Here is a 2,700-nt window from a genome sequence, read left to right as displayed (position 1 = left end):
CTGTCGGCGGCGCAGATGCTCTCGCGCGATTCCAATCGCCTCAAGCTTGAGGTCGGCAAGTTCCTGAACGCGGTCCGCGCCGCCTGAGACAGGCCGCCGCATAGCTGCGATGTCGATTTCGCAGTGCGGTAGCAGGGAAGTGAATGCAGGATAGTTCTGGTTATTAGCGTTTCCGGCGGTGCTCGGGTAAAGGGGAATAGGGATCGCCGTGGGGGCAGATTCCGTATCCTCCTTGACCTGGATTTTCCTGGCGCATGATTGCTCTGGTCCGTATTGCCCTGAGCCGGCCCTATACGTTCGTCGTGCTCGCGCTTCTGCTGCTGATCATCGGACCGCTCGCGGCGCTGCGGACCCCGACCGACATCTTTCCGGACATCCGCATTCCCGTGATCGGCGTTGTCTGGCAGTACACCGGCCTGCCGCCGGACCAGATGTCCGGCCGCATCACCACGCCGTTCCAGCGGGCGCTGACGACCACGGTCAACGACATCGAGCACATCACGGCCAATTCCTACAACGGCTTTGGCATCATCAAGATCTTCTTCCAGCCCAACGTCGACATCCGCACCGCCAACGCGCAGGTCACCGCGATCTCGCAGACGCTGATCAAGCAGATGCCGCCGGGCGCGACGCCGCCCTTGATCCTGAACTACTCGGCCTCCACCGTGCCGATCATCCAGGTGGCGCTGTCGGGCGATGGCCTCACCGAGCAGAACCTCGCCGACATCGGCATCAACAATCTGCGCACGCCGCTGGTCACCGTGCCGGGCGCTGCGATCCCCTATCCATTCGGCGGCAAGCAGCGCCAGGTCCAGATCGACCTCGATCCCACCGCGCTGCAGGCCCGCGGCCTGTCCGGCCAGGACGTCGCCAATGCGCTCGCCGCGCAAAACCTGATCACGCCGGTCGGCACCCAGAAGATCGGCCAGTTCGAGTACAACATCCAGCTCAACAACTCGCCACTGAAGATCGACGAGCTCGGCAACCTCCCGATCAAGACCGTCAATGGCGCCATGGTCTATGTGCGCGACGTCGCCACCGTACGCGACGGCAATCCGCCGCAGACCAACATCGTCCATGTCGACGGTAACCGCTCGGTGCTGATGATGGTGCTGAAGGCGGGCGCGACCTCGACGCTCGACATCATCGCCGGCATCAAGCAGAAGGTCATCGACGTCAAGGACCAGCTCCCCGACGCGCTCAAGATCGGCTTCATTGGCGACCAGTCGGTGTTCGTCCGCGGCGCGATTCAAGGCGTCGCGATCGAGGGCGTGATCGCGGCGCTGCTCACCAGCGTCATGATCCTGTTGTTCCTCGGCAGCTGGCNNCTCGACCATCATCATCGCGGTCTCGATCCCGCTGTCGGTGCTGGGCGCCATCATCATGCTGTCGGCGATCGGCGAGACGCTGAACATCATGACGCTCGGCGGGCTCGCACTCGCGGTCGGCATCCTCGTCGACGACGCCACCGTCACGATCGAGAACATCAACTACCATCTGGAGCAGGGCAAGCCGGTCGAGCAGTCGATCCTCGACGGCGCCAACCAGATCGTGACGCCGGCCTTCGTGTCGCTGCTGTGCATCTGCATCGTGTTCGTGCCGATGTTCTTCCTCTCGGGCGTCGCGCGCTTCCTGTTCGTGCCGATGGCGGAAGCCGTGATGTTCGCGATGATCTGGTCGTTCATCCTGTCGCGCACGCTGGTGCCGACCATGGCGAACTATCTGCTGCAGGCGCATGTCCATCACGAAGGCGGGCCGCCGAAATCGCGCAATCCTCTCGTCTGGTTCCAGCGCGGCTTCGAGGCACGGTTCGAGCGCATCCGCGGCGGCTACCATGGCTTCCTCGGCCTCGCGCTGGCGCATCGCGCGGTGTTCGTGATCGGCTTCCTCTGCGTGGTCGGCATATCCTTCGCGCTGGTGCCGTTCCTCGGCCGCAATTTCTTTCCCGCGGTCGATGCCGGCAACATCCTGATGCATGTCCGCACCCAGGTCGGCACCCGCGTCGAGGAGACCGCCAACCAGCTGGCCGACGTGCAGAAGGCGGTCCGCAAGCTGATTCCGGGCGAGATCGAGACCATGACCGACAACATCGGTATGCCGATCTCCGGCATCAACATGACCTACAACAACACCGGCGTGATCGGCCCGCAGGACGGCGACATCCAGATCAAGTTGAAGGAAGGCCACAAGCCGACCGAGGAGCACGTGAAGGTGCTGCGCGAGCAGCTGCCGCGACTGTTCCCCGGCGTCAGCTTCGCGTTCCTTCCCGCCGACATCGTCAGCCAGATCCTGAACTTCGGCGCGCCGGCGCCGATCGACCTGCAGATCCGCGGCGCCAATCTTGCCGCCAATTTTGTCTACGCCAACAATCTGCTGGCCAAGGTCCGCAGGATTCCCGGCGTTGCCGATGCACGGATCCAGCAGTCGCCGAACGCGCCGACCTTCAACATCGATGTCGACCGCACCCGTGCGCAATATGTCGGCCTGACCGAGCGCGACGTCACCAACAGCCTCGTGGTCAATCTCGCCGGCTCCTCGCAGGTGGCGCCGACCTACTACCTCAACCCCGACAACGGCGTGTCCTACTCGATCGTGATGCAGACGCCGCAATACCAGATCGATTCGCTCAGCGCGCTGCAGACGCTGCCGATCACCGCCGCCGGCAATGCGCAGTCGCCGATCCTCGGCGGCATCGCCGAC

General features: G+C 63.9%; 1 pseudogene. It reads left to right on the top strand.

The window, feature by feature from the left end:
• Nucleotides 1-254: 254 nt before the first annotated feature.
• Nucleotides 255-2,700: pseudogene (locus AABA86_RS33545) on the top strand (efflux RND transporter permease subunit); the annotation flags it as partial.

The sequence above is a fragment of the Bradyrhizobium sp. TM233 genome (assembly GCF_036247965.1).
In the GTDB taxonomy this organism is placed as follows: domain Bacteria; phylum Pseudomonadota; class Alphaproteobacteria; order Rhizobiales; family Xanthobacteraceae; genus Bradyrhizobium; species Bradyrhizobium ottawaense.
The sequence above is the reverse complement of the archived record's forward strand: the minus strand, read 5'-3'. Positions and strand labels throughout refer to the sequence as shown.